Genomic DNA, 16,129 nt, shown 5'->3' with positions numbered 1-16,129 from the left:
CCCCAGCCCCGGCGCACCGCACCTGCGGCGAGCCGCGAGCGGCGTCCCTGGCCCGATGTGGCTCGGCCGGCCGCCGAGCCGGCGCTGAGGGCCGGCCGATGGAAATCCTGCTGCTACGCCTGGACTTCTGGGACTGGCTGGCCTTCGGTACCGTCCTCCTGCTCCTGGAAATCTTCGGTGCCGGCGGCTATCTGCTGCGGGTCGGCCTCACCGCCGCTTGTGTCGGTGCGCTCGGCGCGCTCCTGCCGGGACTGGCCTGGCCCTGGCAGGTAGGGCTGTTCGTCCTGCTCTCCGGGCTGGTCGCCGCCTTGCATCGACGCCGTCGCCGCAAGGCCGGTAGCGTCGAGGAAACGCCAGGGTTGCAGCGACGCGGCGACGACCTGTTCGGCCGCACCTTTCCCTTGCACCGGGCGATCGTCGGCGGGCTCGGCGAGCTGCGCGTCGAGGACGCGTTGTGGCTGGTCAGCGGTCCCGACCTGCCGCGCGGCGCCCTGGTCCGGGTCACCGGCCAGGACGGCGCCCTGCTGCACGTCGAGCCTGCCGTTCCCTGAATCGCTGTAGCTCCCGGCCGGCGGGGGCTGTACGGCAGCGGAAAAAGCGACCGGACGGTCATCCCCGCTGGAACTCCGGGACGGCAAACGCGATCTGATGTAACACGCAGCCCCCTATCAGGAGTTCCCCCATGCGTTCCGTCAAACTCGCCGCCGCTACCCTGGTCATCGCCGCCCTGCCGCTGGGCTCGGCCATGGCCGATACCTTCTGGCGCAACATCATTTCCTCGGGTGCCACCACGGCCTCCACCTACCTGACCTTCCGCCACGACCACAAGCTGATCGTCGCCGCGCAGGACGACGCCGGCAGCTACATCGCCAGCGACGGCGCGATCCGCGGGCCGTACCTGGAAGCCGCCCTGCAGAAGCTGCGCAACGACAACCCGGACCTGCAGGCCAGCGACATGGAACTGGCCAGCGCGATCCTCGCCGGCGGCGAGCAGTCCGCCGTCCAGCAGTAGGCCCCGGTGACCTCGCCTCCGCCCGGAGGCGAGGTCACTCGCGGTAGTCGTCCAGCGGCACGCAGGCGCAGAACAGGTTGCGGTCGCCGTAGACGTTGTCCACCCGGTTAACCGCCGGCCAGTACTTGAACGCCCGCGCATGTTCGCTCGGGGTCACTGCCTCGGCGATCTCGTAGGGTCTCTGCCAGATCCCGGTGACGTCGGCCAGGGTATGCGGCGCCCGTTTCAGCGGGTTGTCCTCCGCCGGCCAGGCGCCGCTCTCCACCTTGCCGATCTCGGCCCTGATGCTCAGCATCGCCTCGACGAAACGATCCAGCTCCGCCTTCGACTCGCTCTCGGTCGGCTCCACCATCAGCGTGCCCGGCACCGGGAAGGACATGGTCGGGGCGTGGAAGCCGTAGTCCATCAGGCGCTTGGCCACGTCTTCCTCGGTTATCCCGGTCTGCGCCTTGAGCGGTCGCAGGTCGAGGATGCATTCGTGGGCGACGCGCTCGTTGCGCCCGCGGTAGAGCACCGGGAACGCCCCGTCCAGGCGGTTCGCCAGGTAGTTGGCGGAGAGGATCGCCACCTCGCTGGCGTCGGCCAACTGCGGGCCCATCATGGCGATGTACATCCAACTGATCGGCAGGATGCTGGCGCTGCCCCAGGGCGCCGCGCTGACCGCGTCGTTCAGCGGGTTCGGCCCTTCGACGCGGATCACCGGATGGTTGGCGACGAACGGCGCCAGGTGCCGCTTGACCCCGATCGGCCCCATGCCCGGTCCGCCACCACCATGGGGGATGCAGAAGGTCTTGTGCAGGTTCATGTGCGAGACGTCCGCGCCGATGTCCGCCGGTCGCGCCAGGCCGACCTGGGCGTTGAGGTTGGCGCCGTCCATGTAGACCTGGCCGCCGTGGCGGTGGACCACTTCGCAGATCTCGCCTATCCCCTCCTCGTAGACGCCGTGGGTCGAGGGATAGGTGATCATCAGGCAGGACAGCCGGTCGCCCGCCTCGGCCGCCTTGAGGCGCAGGTCGTCGAGGTCGACGTTGCCGCGGGGATCGCACTCGACGATCACCACCCGCATGCTGGCCATGATCGCCGAGGCCGGGTTGGTGCCATGCGCCGATGCGGGAATCAGGCAGATGTCGCGCTGGCTATCGCCGCGGCTCTGGTGGTAGCGGCGGATCGCCAGCAACCCGGCATATTCGCCCTGTGCTCCCGAGTTCGGCTGCATGCAGATGGCGTCGAAGCCGGTGATCGCCCGCAGCCAGGCTTCCAGTTCGTCGATCATCCGGCGATAGCCCTCGGCCTGCTCGCGCGGCACGAACGGATGCAGTTCGGCGAATTCCGGCCAGGTGATGGGGATCATCTCGCTGCTGGCGTTGAGCTTCATGGTGCAGGAGCCGAGCGGGATCATCGCCTGGTTCAGCGCCAGGTCCTTGCCTTCCAGCTGGCGCAGGTAGCGAAGCATCTCGGTCTCGCTGTGGTGGGCGTTGAACACCGGATGCTGCAGGTAGGCCGAAGTGCGTTGCAGGACCGCCGGAATGCCGTCGTCCACCGCCCCGCCATCCAGGTGCGCGACATCCAGCCCGTGGCCGGCGCCGAGGAAGATCTCGAACAGGGTCGCCAGGGTCGCCGCGTCACAGGTTTCATCGAGGCTCAGGGCCAGCCGCCGGTCGTCGACCACGCGCAGGTTGACCCGCGCCGCCCGCGCCCGTTCGAGGATCGCAGCCTGACGCTCGCCGACCTCGTAGGTCAGGGTGTCGAAGAAGTGCCGGTTGAGCCGCCGCAGTCCCTTGCTTTCCAGGCCCGCCGCCAGCAGCGCGGTCAGGCGCTGGACGCGTTGGGCGATGCGTTTCAGCTCCTGCGGCCCATGGTAGACGGCATACAGCGAAGCAATGTTGGCCAGCAGCACCTGGGCGGTGCAGATGTTCGAGTTGGCCTTTTCCCGACGGATGTGCTGCTCGCGGGTTTGCAGGGCCATGCGCAACGCCGGGTTGCCGCGGGCGTCGCGGGAAACGCCGATGATCCGCCCCGGCATTGCCCGCTTGTACCCTTCGCGGGTGGCGAAGAACGCCGCGTGCGGCCCGCCGTAGCCCATCGGTACGCCAAAGCGCTGGGCGCTGCCGAGCACCACGTCGGCACCGAGTTCCCCCGGCGGGGTCAGCACCAACAGGGCGAGCAGGTCGCTGGCGACGCAGGCCAGCGCCTGTTGGCCGTGCAACGCCTCGATAAGCGGGCGCAGGTCGCGGATCTCGCCGCGACTGTCCGGGTATTGCAGCAAGGCGCCGAACACCGCGTGGGCGGCAAGATTGTCCGGCTCGTCGACGACCAGCTCGAAACCGAACGCCTCGGCGCGGGTACGCAACACCGAAACGGTCTGCGGATGGCAATGCGCATCGACGAAGAACCGGTTGCTCCTGGCCTTCGCCACCCGCCTGGCCAGGGCCATGGCCTCGGCGGCGGCGGTGGCTTCGTCGAGCAGCGAGGCGCTGGCCAGGTCGAGTCCGGTGAGGTCGATGGTCAGTTGCTGGAAATTCAGCAGCGCTTCCAGGCGGCCCTGGGCGATTTCCGGCTGGTAGGGCGTATAGGCGGTGTACCAGCCGGGATTCTCCAGCACGTTGCGGAGGATCACCGGCGGCGTCACGGTGCCGTAGTAGCCCATGCCGATCAGGCTGGTCCAGCGCTGGTTGAGCCCGGCGTAGCCGCGCAGGCGCGCCAGGGCGGCCTGTTCGTCGAGCGCGGCGGGCAGTTCCAGCGGCCGGTTGAGGCGGATCGCCGGCGGCACCGTCTGCACGATCAGTTCGGCGCGAGTGGAAACTCCGAGGAAATCCAGCATGGCCTGCTGTTCCGCCGGATCGGGGCCGAGGTGGCGGCGCAGGAAGGCATCGGCGGGCTGGAGCTGGGCGAGGGACGGCGTCTGCGACATGGCTTCGGTCTCGTTGGGGGCGGCATCGCCCTGCCAGCGATCGTCGCCGAACGGATATCGAATGAGAAAGCAACGACGGCGAAAACGCATTTCGCCGCTGCAAAAAGAACAAAGCCTCGAATGATCGAGGCCTTGTCCAAGGATAGCGGGTTTTGTCGCGACTACGCGGCGGCTCAGCCTTCCGCGTCGACGGCGGCCTGGTAGCCAGCGGCGTCGAGCAGCTTGTCCAGCTCGGCCGGATTGCTCGGCTTGAGCTTGAAGAACCAGGACGCGTACGGGTCGTTGTTGACGTCTTCCGGGGTGTCGGCCAGGGCTTCGTTGATAGCGATGACTTCGCCGCCGATCGGCGAATAGATGTCGGAGGCGGCCTTCACCGACTCGACCACGCCCGCTTCCTGGCCGGCGGCGAGGGTCTTGCCCAGCTCCGGCAGCTCGATGAAGACCACATCGCCAAGGGCTTCCTGGGCATGGTCGGAAATGCCCACGGTAACGCTGCCGTCGGCTTCCAGACGCGCCCATTCGTGGCTCTGGGCGTAACGCAGTTCGGCGGGAATATTGCTCATCTTGTTTTCCTCGAAGTCGGGGGCGACGGCGGTCGCCATTGCCAGGTTAGATCAGGGGCTTGCCGTGACGCACGAAACTGGGCTGGACCACCCGTACCGGGTACCACTTGCCGCGGATTTCCACCTCGGCGCGGTCGCCGGTGGCGGCCGGCACGCGGGCCAGCGCGATGGACTTGTTCAGGGTAGGCGAAAAGCTGCCGCTGGTGATCTCCCCCTCACCAATACCAGCTACCCGCACCACCTGGTGGGCGCGCAGCACGCCGCGCTCCTCCAGAACCAGGCCGACCAGCTTCGGCTGGTCGCCGGCGGCCTTCTGCGCTTCCAGCGCGCGGCGGCCGACGAAGTCCCGCGCAACCGGCTCCCAGGCTACGGTCCAGCCCATGTTGGCGGCAAGCGGGGAAACGCTTTCGTCCATGTCCTGGCCGTAGAGATTGAGCCCGGCCTCCAGGCGCAGCGTATCGCGCGCCCCCAGGCCCGCCGGGGAGATCCCGGCGCCAACCAGCTCGTTGAGGAAGCCCGGCGCCTCGGCGGCCGGCAGCATGATCTCCAGGCCGTCCTCGCCGGTGTAGCCGGTGCGGGCGATGAACCAGTCGCCCTCGGCACGGCCCTGGAACGGCTTGAGTTCGCGAATCAGCGCGGCGCGTGCCGGGGATACCAGTTCGGAGCTGTGCACGCGGGCGTTGGGGCCCTGGATGGCGAGCATCGCCAGGTCGCCGCGTTCCTGCAGGTCGACCTTGAAGCCGGCGGCCTGCGCCTGCATCCAGGCGATGTCCTTGTCGCGGGTGGAGGCGTTGACCACCACCCGGTAGCCGTTCTCGGTCAGGTAGACGATCAGGTCGTCGACCACCCCGCCCTCTTCGTTGAGCATCGCGCTGTAGAGCGCCTTGCCGGTCTCGCCGAGGCGCGCCACGTCGTTCGCCAGGAGATGCTGCAGATAGGCCGTGGCCTGCTCGCCGGCGACGTCGACCACGGTCATGTGGGACACGTCGAAGACGCCGCAGTCACGCCGGACCTGATGGTGCTCCTCGACCTGCGAACCGTAGTGCAGCGGCATGTCCCAACCGCCGAAATCGACCATCTTGGCGCCGAGCGCGACGTGCAGCTCGTAAAGCGGGGTGCGCAATCCCATGGGTATTCTCCTTCCGGGCGTAGCGGGTGCCGTCGGCAGAGACCGCCGGCACGAAATCGCGCGCATTGTAGCCGCAAGCCCCGGAGCAGGACACCATGGAAGCGTGCCGCGATCCGTGCATAGACCCTACGGCCTGCATGGATACTAGGCTCAGCGATCGGAATGATGGGCAGAACGACGAATCAACCCGACCACCGGTAGCAGGCCGACCAGCACCAGGGTCAGGGCCGGCAGCGAGGCGCGCGCCCATTCGCCCTCGCTGGTCATCTCGAAGATCCGTACGGCCAGGGTGTCCCAACCGAAGGGACGCATCAGCAGGGTCGCCGGCATCTCCTTGAGCACGTCGACGAAGACCAGCAGCGCGGCGCTCAGCGAGGCCGGCAGCAACAGCGGCAGGTAGACCCGCAGGAACAGCAGCGGGCCGCCCACGCCGAGGCTGCGCGAGGCTTCCGGCAGCGACGGGCGGATCCGCGCCAGCCCGCTTTCCAGCGGCCCGTAGGCCACCGCCATGAAACGGATCAGGTAGGCCAGCAGCAGGGCGAACAGACTGCCCAGCAGCAGCGGCTTGCCGGCGCCGCCGAGGGCGCTGGAAAGCGGGATCACCCAGTGATTGTCCAGCCAACTGAAGGCCAGCATGATCGAGACCGCCAGGACCGAGCCCGGCAGCGCATAACCGAGGTTGCCCAGGCCCACCGCGCCGCGGATAGCGCGGGTCGGCGCCAGGCGCACGGCGAAGGCCAGCAGCAGGGCCACGGCGACCGTCGCCAGCGCAGCGATGCCGCCCAGCGTCAGGGTATGGCCGATCAGGTCCCAGTAGCGCTCGTCGAGGTCGAAACGGCCCTGGCGCCAGAACCAGACAGCCAGTTGCGCCACGGGAATCACGAAGGCGCAGAGGAACACCAGCCCGCACCAGGCGCTCGCCGCCAGCGCCCTGGCGCCGCGCAGGCGGTACAGCGGCGCGCCGCGCGGACGCTCGCTGGCGGCCTTGGCTCGGCCTCGCGTGTGGCGCTCGCCGAGCAGCACCAGGCATACCCCGAGCAACAACAGGCTGGCCAGCTGGGCGGCGCTGGAGAGGCTGTAGAAGCCGTACCAGGTCTTGTAGATGGCGGTGGTGAAGGTGTCGAAGTTGAACACCGATACCGCGCCAAAGTCGGCCAGGGTTTCCATCACTGCCAGCGCCAGGCCGGCGCCGATCGCCGGCCGCGCCATCGGCAGGGCGACCCGCAGGAACGCCTGCCAGGGCGACAGGCCGAGGACCCGCGCGGCTTCCATCAGGCCCTTGCCCTGGGCGATGAAGGCGCTGCGCGCGAGCAGGTAGACATAGGGATAGAACACCAGCACCAGCACCAGGATCACCCCGCCGGTGGAGCGTACGCGCGGCAACCGCAGGCCGCTGCCGAACCACTCGCGCAGCAGGCTCTGCACCGGTCCGGCGAAATCCAGCAGGCCGACGAAGACGAACGCCAGGACGTAGGCCGGGATCGCGAACGGCAACATCAGCGCCCAGTCCAGCCAGCGCCGCCCGGGGAATTCGCAGAGGCTGGTGAGCCAGGCCAGGCTGACCCCGAGCAGAGTCACGCCGATGCCGACGCCGAGCACCAGGGTCAGGGTGTTGCCGAGCAGGCGCGGCAACTGGGTATCCCACAGGTGGCTCCAGATTTCCCGGTCGATCTCCAGCCAGCTCAGCAGCAGCACGCTGAGCGGCAGCAGCACCAGCGCGGCAACGGTGAAGGTGATGGGGTACCAGCGGCGGGGAGCGGGATGGGCCACGAAATCCTCGGTGCGGAACGAACGACGCCCCGCTCGGACGAGCCGGGGCGCCGAGTATAACCGGCGGTCAGTTCCAGCCGGCGCGGTCCATCAGGCGAATCGCCTCGGCCTGGCGCTTGCCGGCGACTTCCACCGGGATGCTGTCGGCCTTGAAGCTGCCCCAGCTGGCGACTTCGGCTGACGGCGCGACCTGCGGGTTGGCCGGGAATTCCTGGTTGATCCCGGCGAACAGCGCCTGGGCGTCGGGCCCGGTCATCCATTCCACCAGCGCCTTGGCTGCCTCGGGATGCGGTGCGTGGCGAGTCAGGCCGATGCCCGACAGGTTGACGTGGACGCCGCGGTCGGCCTGGTTCGGCCAGAACAGCTTGACCCGCAGGTTCGGGTTCTGCTTGTGCAGGCGTCCGTAGTAGTAGGTATTGACGATGCCGACGTCGCACTGGCCGGCGTCCACCGCCTGGATCACCGCGTTATCGTCGGCGAATACGTCGGTGGCCAGGTTGTTCACCCAGCCCTGGAGGATTTCCTCGGTCTTCTGTGCCCCGTGGGTCTCGATCAGGGTGCCGGTCAGCGACTGGTTGTAGACCTTCTTCGCCGTGCGCAGGCACAGGCGGCCTTCCCATTGCTTGTCGGCCAGGGCTTCGTAGGTGCTCAGCTCTTCCGGCTTGACCCGCTCGGTGGAGTAGACGATGGTCCGCGCGCGCAGCGACAGTCCGGTCCAGCTATCGGTGCTGGAACGATACTGCGAGGGAATGTTCCGTTCGATGGTGGCCGACTTGAACGGTTGCAGCAGGCCCATCTGCTCGGCCTGCCAGAGGTTGCCGGCGTCCACGGTGAGCAGCAGGTCGGCCGGGGTGTTCGCGCCTTCGGCCTTGATCCGCGCCATCAGCGGCGCTTCCTTGTCGGTGATGAACTTGACCTTCACGCCGGTCTTGCTGGTGTAGGCATCGAACACCGGCTTGATCAGCTCGTCGATGCGCGAGGAATACACCACCACTTCGTCGGCGGCCTGGGCCAGGCCGGTGATGCCCAGGGCCAGGGCGGCGAGTAGAGCTTTGCTTGCCTGCATGAAGAACAGCCTCGTCAGCGGAACGTAGGCACGAATGATAAGAAATCTCGCTTGCGAACCCGCGCGACTAAATGTGTCGGGGTGTTTCGCCTGCGTCCAGGCCGCCGAGGATGGCGAGAAACGCCTCCACCGCGGCGCTGCGGCCATGGCGGCGGGTGAAGACGAGGAAATCGGCCAGCGCCTCGGGCTCGGCCAGCGGGCGATAGACGACTCCGGCCCGGGCCAGCGCGGTGCTGCAACGCGGCACCAGGGCAACGCCCTGGCCGGCCGCGACCAGGGCGATGATCGAGGTGATCTGGCGTCCGGCCGGTCCCCTCGTCAGCGCCAGCCCGGCCTTCCGGTAGAGGCGCTCGATCAGTTCGTTGAGGCCGGAGCCGTAGTCCAGCGGAAACAGGATCAGCGGCCGATCACGCAGATCGTACAGGCCGATCCGCTCTTGCCGCGCCAGCGGATCGCCGTTGGGCACGGCCACCACCAGCGGCTCGCCGCCCAGGGCCAGCACCTCGATGCCGACCTGGCCTTCCGGCGGCGGCAGGCGCCCCAGCCCCACATCGATGCCGCCTTCGGCGATCTGCGCCCATTGCGCCGCCGAAGCGCCTTCGAGCAGCTCCAGTTGCACCTCCGGATGGCGCTCGCGGAACAGTCGGATCGCCTCGGTGAACAGGTCCGACAGGGCGATGGAGCTGGCGTAGCCGAGGGTCAGGTGGCCGGCCAGCCCCTGCGCCAACTTGCGGGCGAAGCCGGCGGTGCGCTCCAGTTGGTCCAGCAGGCCGCGTGCGTAAGGCAGGAACAGGCTGCCCTCGGCGGTGAGGGTCACCGCCCGGCTGGAGCGGTCGAACAGGCGAAAGCCCAGCTCTTCCTCCAGCGCGGATATCTGCCGGGTCAAGGGCGGCTGCGCCATGTGCAGGCGCTGGGCGGCGCGGCCGAAATGCAGGGTTTCGGCAACGGCTGCGAAGCAGCGCAGGCGGCGTAGGTCGAGCATGCGGTTCCTCGGTATCGATCGGTCCTGAATCGGTATTGGCCAGCCCGTCGGGAGCGCCCCTATAACAGGGGGTTTCTCGTCCAGGCAGAGCGTTCCATGAATTCGCCCCAGGGTTTCCCCCGCCTCGCGCTGTTTCTCTGCGGTTGCGCTGCGTTCCTCAATCTCTATACCACCCAGGGCATCTTCGACGAACTGGCGGCGAGCTTCCACATCAGCGCCCATCAATCGAACTGGAGCATCACCGCCACCACCCTGGCGGTGGCCCTCGCCGCGCCCTTCGTCGGCCGGCTCAGCGGCGGCCGCGAGCGCAGCAGGGTGATCGCCTTCGCCGCCAGCCTGCTCTGCGTGCCCATGCTGCTGGCCGCCCATGCCGGCAGCTTCGCCGCCTTCCTGCTCTGGCGCTTCGCCGAGGGGATGCTGATTCCCCTGCTGTTCGCCAGCAGCGTGGCCTACATCGGCGAGCGCTGGAGCGGCGGCGCGGTCATCGAGCTGACCAGCCTCTATGTCGCCGGGACCATCCTCGGCGGCTTCGCCGGACGCTTCCTCACCGGCCTGCTGACCGAGGAGTGGGATTGGCGCGTCGCCTTCCGGATCCTCGCCGGGCTGACCCTGCTCATCGCCGTCGCCATCCGCGCGCTGCTCCCTGCCAATTCTGGCAGGCACTCGCCCGCACCCGGGAAACGCCCCTTAGTATCCCGTGAACTGTTCCGGGCTCCGCTGCTGTCGTCCTACGCGGTGGGGTTCTGTGTCCTCTTTTCCCAGGTCGCCATGTTCACCTATATCGGCATCCATCTCAGCCGTCCGCCGTACAGCCTGGACACCGCTCAGCTCGGCTCGATCTACGCGGTGTTCCTCCTCGCCCTGCTGGTGATTCCCGCCAGCGGCCGCCTGGCCCGCGCCCGCCCGCACCGCCAGTTGCTGCTGGGCGCATCGCTGCTGGGCGTCTGCGGCTCGCTGCTGACCCTGGCGCCGGGCCTGCCGACGATTCTCGTCGGCCTGGCTCTCAGCGCCACCGGCGTGTTCCTCGCACAGTCCACGGTCAACGCTTTCACCGCCAGCAACGCCGGGACCGACAAGGCCGGCGCCGTCGGCCTCTACCTGACCTGCTACTACGCCGGCGGCAGCCTCGGCGCGGTGCTGCCGGCGCCATTCTGGGACCGCTGGGGCTGGCCGGGCTGCCTGGGCCTGATCCTCCTGGCCCAGTTGCTGCCGTTGCTGCTGACCCGCTACGGCTGGTCCGCACCACAGGCCGAACGCGCGGCCCTGCGCGCGTCGCAAGGAAGACCGTAACCATCGCAAGAACAACAAGAACCGACAGGAGGTTAGCCATGAACCATGTCATCACCCCCCACAGCAAGCTGCTCGGCGTCATCGAGCCAGTCCTCAACGACATGCCCGCCGGCCCCCTGCGCCATGCGCTGTTCCGGGCCTTCTGGGACGAGACGGCGTCGTTGCTGGACATCGAGGACGCCTTCGCCCGGGTCACCGCCCGGCGCCAGGCGGTCGAGCCGCTGCGCAAGTTCTTCGCCAGCTGGTCGAAGACCAACAACTCGGCGGCCAGCGTTTCCGGGCTGGCCAATCGCCTGACCCTGCTGGCCCGTTCGGAACAGGGTTCGGCAGCGGCAGACCAGCTCTATCGAGCCTGCGGCAGCCTGCAACGGATCACCGACGAAGACCTCGGCGCCCTCGGCAACACCGTGCATGCCGATCTTTTCTACACCATGGCCACCACCCTTTGCGGCGACGACCGCTGGCTGCTGCGCGAGAACTGCCTGCCTTCGGCGCAGGCGTTCAAGGACTGGACCGACCGCCAGCGCCTGCGCGAGCGCGACCTGATGCAGGGACTGCTGACCACGCTGGTACACGAGGTCTATACCCACGGCGAGGTGGAGTACATCCACCCGCTGTACAAGGAATGGTTCAGCCGCGACATGGGCGTACCCGCCGAACGCGCCCGCGCCACCGTGGCCTGGGTAACGGTGCACACCGGCGGCACCGAGAGCAATCACTTCGCCCACGCCACGGCGGCGGTGAACGCCTTCGTCGAGGCGATGGAAATCGAGGTGAACGAAGAAGCCGCGCGCAACCTGTTCGGGCTCTACCTGCGCAACAAGGCGCAGGTCATGCGTGACTGCGCGGCGATGTTCTGAGGACTGGCGGCCCTCCCGTCAGGGGAGCCGCCCCGCTCAGACTCGTGCCAGCGCCGGCAGGTCGCCGCTGAGGCCAAGCGCCTGGCGGACGAACAGCGCCTTGGCCTCGTGATGGCCGTCGACCAGGCGCAGGCCGGCGTTGCGCAGCCAGCGCAGCGGCAACCGGTCGGCCTGGAACAGGCGTTCGAAGCCTTCCATTGCCGTCATCATGCCCAGGTTGTGCGGCATCCGCCGCCGCTCGAAGCGACTCAGCACGCGTTCGTCGGCAAGCCGTTCGCCGCGCTCCAGGGCGTGCAACAGGACCTCGGACAGCACCGCCGCATCGAGGAAACCCAGGTTCACGCCCTGTCCGGCCAGCGGGTGGATGGTGTGCGCAGCGTCGCCGACCAGCGCCAGGCCCGGCTCGACGTAACGCTTGGCGTGCCGCTGGCGCAGCGGGATGCACAGGCGCCGGTCGGCATGCAGGATGGCGCCCAGGCGCTGTTCGAAAGCTTCGCCGAGGGCGGCGCGGAAGCCATCCTCGTCCAGCGCCATCAGCCGTTCTGCCTGTTCCGGGGTGGTCGACCAGACGATCGAGCACCAGTGTTCGTCGCCGCGGTCCGGCAGGGGCAGGAAGGCCAGCGGGCCGTCGTCGGTGAAGCGCTGCCAGGCGGTTGCGCGGTGCGCGTTCTCGCAGCGCACGCTGGTGACGATGGCGTGGTGCAGGTAATCCCATTCGCGGGTGGCGCAGCCGGCCAGGCGGCGTACCGCCGAGTTGGCGCCGTCGGCGGCGACCACCAGCGGCGCGCGCAGCTGACGGCCGTCGGCCAGGGTCAGCAGCCAGTCGTCACCGGAGTGGCGCATCTGTTCCAGGCGCGCGTTGGCCAGCAGGCCGGTGGTGGAATCGTGCAGGCGTTCCAGCAGGGCGTCCTGCACCACCCGGTTCTCGACGATATGGCCGAGCACCTCGGCGTGCACGCTGGCGGCGCTGAAGCCGATCCGCCCGGTGCCGGAGCCATCCCACACCTGCATCTCGCGATAGGGCTCGGCGCGGCGCGCGACGATGCCGTCCCAGGCGTGCAGGCGCTGGAGAATCCGCCGGCTGGCTTCGGACAGCGCGCTGACCCGCGGCTCGTAGGGCGCCTCCGGCTTGAACGGCGCCACGTCGAGCGAGCCGCCGTCCACCAGCAGCACCTCCAGGCCGCTGCCCTCCAGGGCCAGGGCCAGGGCGCTACCGACCATGCCGGCGCCGACGATGACCAGATCCGCGTGCATATCCTCGTTCTCCACTCGTGGGCCCTCTTCAGGCCGCGTTCCGCAGGCGCGGCTTGAGCCGCACGTACAGGGTTTTCTGAACCCGCGCCACCAGGGTGCCGGCGTCGTCGCGCACTTCGGCGTGCAGCCGGGGCAGGTACTTCTCGCCGCCGGCGGTCCGCTCACGGACCTCGTCGAGCAGCTTCTGGTCGATGCTGAAATGCGCATGCACCGGGCCCTTGCCCGGGCTGACGAACTCGATGTTGGCCGCCTTGTCCCAGACCACGTAGTCGCGGCCCAGGTTCTCCATCAGCATCAGCATGAAGAACGGGTCGGTCATCGCGTAGAGGCTGCCACCGAACTGGGTGCCTACATAGTTGCGATTGAGCCGGTTCAGGCCCATGCGCACCCGAACCTCGCGGAAATCGCCGGCGATGTGCCGCACACGGATGCCCGCCCCCAGGAAGGGCGGGTAGAGGTTCATGGCGAAGCGCAGCAGGCGGGCCTTGCGCGCCCTCGACCAGACCGGCATGGCGCTACAGCGGCCGCGCGCCGAGGCCCATGGCCTGACGGGCGAACCAGCGCTTGGCCGGCGGCAGCAGGTCGAGCCCGAGCAGGCCGAGGTTGCGCCCGGCGCCGAGCAGCGCGCGGTCGTTGGAGAACAGCCGGGTCACCCGGTCGGAGAAGCCGACGGTCATCTGCTGGTCCAGGCGCTGCCCATCGAGGTAGCGCTGCAGCACGGCGAACTCGCCCAGCGGCGCGTCGTCGTGGAGCAGGGCGTCGACCAGCGCCAGGGTGTCGCGCAACGACAGGTTGAAGCCCTGGCCGGCGATGGGGTGCAGACTGTGCGCAGCGTTGCCCAGCACCACCAGGTGCGGACGCACCTGCTCGCGGGCCTCGACCAGGTGCAAGGGGTAGCAGTGCCGTGCGCCGACCTGGCGGAAGGCGCCGAGGCGGTAGCCGAAGGCAGCCTGCAGCTCGCCGAGGAAGGCCGCGTCATCGAGGCCACGCAGACGTTCGGCGTCCTTGCCTGGGCGGGTCCAGATCAGCGCGCAACGGTTCTCCGGCAACGGCAGCAGGGCCATCGGACCGCTGGGGGTGAAGCGCTCGAAGGCCTGCCCGAGGTGCGCCTCGGAGGGCGATACGTTGGCGATCAGCGCAGTCTGCCGGTACGGCGTCTGCTCCACGGCGATGCCGAGTTGTTCGCGCAGCCCGGAACGACCGCCATCGGCGAGGATCGCCAGCTCGCAATCGAGTTGCGTCTCGTCGTCGAGGGTAAGCCGGTAACCGCCCTCCCGGGCTTCCAGGGTCTTCACTTCGGCCGGGCAGTGCCAGCGCACCACCTCGGGGTCGAGCGCCTTCCACAGGCACTGGCCGAGCCAGGCGTTCTCCACCACGTAGCCCAGCGCCGGCACGCCTTCCTCGATGGCGGTCAGGCGGGTGGCGCCGAAGCGGCCGCGGTCGGAAACATGGATATGCAGGATCGGCTCGGCGCGCTCGGCGATCGCCGGCCACAGGCCGAGTCGCTCGTAGATCTGCCGGCTGCCGTAAGACAGCGCCGAAGAGCGGGCGTCGTAGCTGGGCTGGTAGGCATTGCCGGGGGCGAAGGGTTCGATCAGCACGATCGACCAGCCGCGCTCCCGAGCGCCGGCCTGCAGGGCCAGCGCCAGCGAGGCGCCGACCAGGCCCCCGCCGATGATCGCCAGGTTGACCTTGCTCATCGTCACCTCAGGCTGCCTCGCTCTTGGCCGCGGCCATCAGCGCCTCGATCTCGGCGACGGTCTTCGGCACGCCGTTGGTCAGCACTTCGCAGCCATTGCGGGTGACCACCACGTCGTCCTCGATGCGTACGCCGATACCGCGCCACTTCTTCGCCACCAAGGTATTGTCCGGGGCGATGTAGATGCCCGGCTCGACGGTCATCGCCATGCCCGGTTCGAGCACCCGCCATTCGCCGCCGACGCGGTACTCGCCGACGTCGTGCACGTCCATCCCCAGCCAGTGGCCGGCGCGGTGCATGTAGAAAGCCTTGTAGGCCTCGTGGGCGATCAGCTCGTCGACGTCGCCCTCCAGCAGGCCCAGGCGCACCAGCCCGGCGGTGATGACCCGTACGGTGGCCTCATGGGCCTCGTTCCAGTGGCGACCGGGGGCGATGTAGTCGAACGCCGCCATGTTGGCTTCCAGCACCAGTTCGTAGATCGCCTTCTGCTCGGGGCTGAAGCGGCCATTGGCGGGGAAGGTACGGGTGATGTCGCTGGCGTAGCAGTCGATCTCGCAGCCGGCATCGATCAGGATCAGGTCGCCGTCCTTGATCGCCGCATCGTTCTCGCGGTAGTGCAGGATGCAGGCGTTGCGTCCGGCGGCGACGATCGAGCCGTAGGCCGGCATCTTCGCCCCGCCCTTGCGGAACTCGTATTCCAGCTCGGCTTCCAGGTGGTACTCGAACAGCCCCGGCCGGCACACCTCCATCGCCCGGATGTGCGCCCGGGCGGAGACCTCGGCGGCGTAGCGCATGACCTTCACTTCGTTGGCGCTCTTGTACAGCCGCTGGTCGTGCAGCAGGTGGTCGAGGGCAACGAACTCGTTCGGCGGCTGCGCGCCCTGGCGGGCCTTGGAGCGGATCACGTTGATCCAGTCCATCAGCCGGCGGTCGAAGTCGGGATTGGCGCCAAGGGCGTAGTAGACCCGGTCGCGGCCTTCGATCAGGCCGGGCAGGATGTCGTCGATATCGCCGATGGGAAAGGCGTCGTCGGCGCCGTACTGGCCGATCGCACCGTCCTGGCCGGCGCGCAGGCCGTCCCACAGTTCACGCTCCGGATCCCGCTCGCGGCAGAACAGCACGTATTCGCCGTGGGCACGGCCGGGAATCAGCGCCATCACCGCCTCCGGCTCGGGGAAGCCGGTGAGGTACTGGAAGTCGCTGTCCTGGCGGTAGACATGCTCGACGTCGCGATTGCGGATGTACATCGGCGCCGCCGGCAGGATAGCGATGCTGTTGGGTTCCATCTGCGCCATCAGCGCCTTGCGCCGACGGGCGTACTCCGACTTGGGGATACGGATCATGCAGAAACCTCAGTGCAGTGAAGGCTTGGGAGCGGGCTCCAGCGGCTTGCCGCACTCGGCGAACAGCAGCAGCGGAGCGACCCGCAGGTATTCCATGACTTCCATATAGTCCGTCTCGCCATCCTCGCTGTCCTCCAGCTGGCCCTGGACCTGGGCGATGGCGGCCATGTCCTGCAGCACTTCCTCGGCCTCGCCGGTCAGGCTGCCTTCGCGGGCGGTGAGGCCGAAGCCGGCGAGGAAACCCTGGCAC

At 68.6% G+C, this 16,129-nt stretch carries 15 protein-coding genes; 4 read left to right on the top strand and 11 right to left on the bottom strand.

Annotation, left to right across the window (positions count from 1 at the left end; genetic code table 11):
- The first annotated feature begins 98 nt into the window (after positions 1-98).
- Positions 99-551, top strand: a complete 453-nt coding sequence (locus FFS27_RS13985; protein ID WP_009314473.1) for an NfeD family protein — start codon at positions 99-101, stop codon at positions 549-551.
- A 131-nt stretch (positions 552-682) separates the two neighbouring features.
- Positions 683-1,012 carry a DUF2388 domain-containing protein gene (locus tag FFS27_RS13980; RefSeq protein WP_003096280.1) on the top strand — a complete coding sequence of 110 codons (330 nt, stop codon included), beginning with the start codon at positions 683-685 and terminating at the stop codon, positions 1,010-1,012.
- A gap of 34 nt (positions 1,013-1,046) precedes the next feature.
- Here FFS27_RS13980 and gcvP read toward each other — a convergent pair whose 3' ends face one another.
- The 6 genes from gcvP to FFS27_RS13950 form a co-directional block, all read right to left on the bottom strand.
- Positions 1,047-3,923, bottom strand: a complete 2,877-nt coding sequence (gene gcvP, locus FFS27_RS13975; protein ID WP_023101709.1) for an aminomethyl-transferring glycine dehydrogenase — start codon at positions 3,921-3,923, stop codon at positions 1,047-1,049.
- Positions 3,924-4,096: 173 nt separating this feature from the next.
- A complete protein-coding gene (gene gcvH / locus FFS27_RS13970) occupies positions 4,097-4,486 on the bottom strand; it encodes a glycine cleavage system protein GcvH (protein ID WP_003107397.1) in 390 nt (129 codons plus the stop codon).
- A gap of 46 nt (positions 4,487-4,532) precedes the next feature.
- A complete protein-coding gene (gcvT, locus tag FFS27_RS13965) occupies positions 4,533-5,615 on the bottom strand; it encodes a glycine cleavage system aminomethyltransferase GcvT (protein ID WP_003136048.1) in 1,083 nt (360 codons plus the stop codon).
- A 150-nt stretch (positions 5,616-5,765) separates the two neighbouring features.
- Positions 5,766-7,385 carry an ABC transporter permease gene (locus FFS27_RS13960; RefSeq protein ID WP_022580394.1) on the bottom strand — a complete coding sequence of 540 codons (1,620 nt, stop codon included), beginning with the start codon at positions 7,383-7,385 and terminating at the stop codon, positions 5,766-5,768.
- A gap of 67 nt (positions 7,386-7,452) precedes the next feature.
- Entirely contained in the window at positions 7,453-8,451 is a 999-nt protein-coding gene (locus tag FFS27_RS13955; RefSeq protein WP_003096289.1) for an extracellular solute-binding protein, read from the bottom strand.
- Positions 8,452-8,518: 67 nt separating this feature from the next.
- Positions 8,519-9,433 carry a LysR family transcriptional regulator gene (locus FFS27_RS13950; RefSeq protein ID WP_015503819.1) on the bottom strand — a complete coding sequence of 305 codons (915 nt, stop codon included), beginning with the start codon at positions 9,431-9,433 and terminating at the stop codon, positions 8,519-8,521.
- 96 nt (positions 9,434-9,529) lie between these two features.
- Here FFS27_RS13950 and FFS27_RS13945 point away from each other — a divergent pair, with 96 nt between their 5' ends.
- A complete protein-coding gene (locus FFS27_RS13945; protein WP_023101710.1) occupies positions 9,530-10,723 on the top strand; it encodes an MFS transporter in 1,194 nt (397 codons plus the stop codon).
- A 38-nt stretch (positions 10,724-10,761) separates the two neighbouring features.
- Positions 10,762-11,583 (top strand): hypothetical protein, encoded by an 822-nt coding sequence (locus FFS27_RS13940; RefSeq protein WP_003136060.1) that lies wholly within the window; start codon positions 10,762-10,764, stop codon positions 11,581-11,583.
- A 36-nt stretch (positions 11,584-11,619) separates the two neighbouring features.
- Here the strand turns inward: FFS27_RS13940 and FFS27_RS13935 are convergent, their stop codons facing one another.
- From FFS27_RS13935 to FFS27_RS13915, 5 genes are all read right to left on the bottom strand, one after another.
- Positions 11,620-12,837, bottom strand: coding sequence for a 2-octaprenyl-3-methyl-6-methoxy-1,4-benzoquinol hydroxylase (locus FFS27_RS13935; protein ID WP_009314482.1), 1,218 nt, complete (start codon positions 12,835-12,837; stop codon positions 11,620-11,622).
- A 28-nt stretch (positions 12,838-12,865) separates the two neighbouring features.
- Entirely contained in the window at positions 12,866-13,348 is a 483-nt protein-coding gene (locus FFS27_RS13930) for a hotdog fold domain-containing protein (protein WP_003099189.1), read from the bottom strand.
- Positions 13,349-13,352: 4 nt separating this feature from the next.
- Positions 13,353-14,537, bottom strand: a complete 1,185-nt coding sequence (gene ubiH, locus FFS27_RS13925; protein WP_003096305.1) for a 2-octaprenyl-6-methoxyphenyl hydroxylase — start codon at positions 14,535-14,537, stop codon at positions 13,353-13,355.
- A 7-nt stretch (positions 14,538-14,544) separates the two neighbouring features.
- The gene (gene pepP, locus FFS27_RS13920) at positions 14,545-15,879 is read right to left on the bottom strand and encodes a Xaa-Pro aminopeptidase (RefSeq protein WP_021263155.1); all 1,335 of its coding nucleotides are present in this window, start codon (positions 15,877-15,879) and stop codon (positions 14,545-14,547) included.
- A gap of 9 nt (positions 15,880-15,888) precedes the next feature.
- Positions 15,889-16,129: UPF0149 family protein (locus FFS27_RS13915; protein WP_137952064.1), on the bottom strand; the 241-nt coding region annotated here is incomplete at its 5' end.

It is taken from the genome of Pseudomonas sp. 2VD (assembly GCF_005503585.1).
Classification (GTDB): Bacteria; Pseudomonadota; Gammaproteobacteria; order Pseudomonadales; family Pseudomonadaceae; genus Pseudomonas; species Pseudomonas aeruginosa.
Note: the sequence above shows the minus strand (reverse complement) of the source record. Positions and strands in the feature narration are given on the sequence as shown.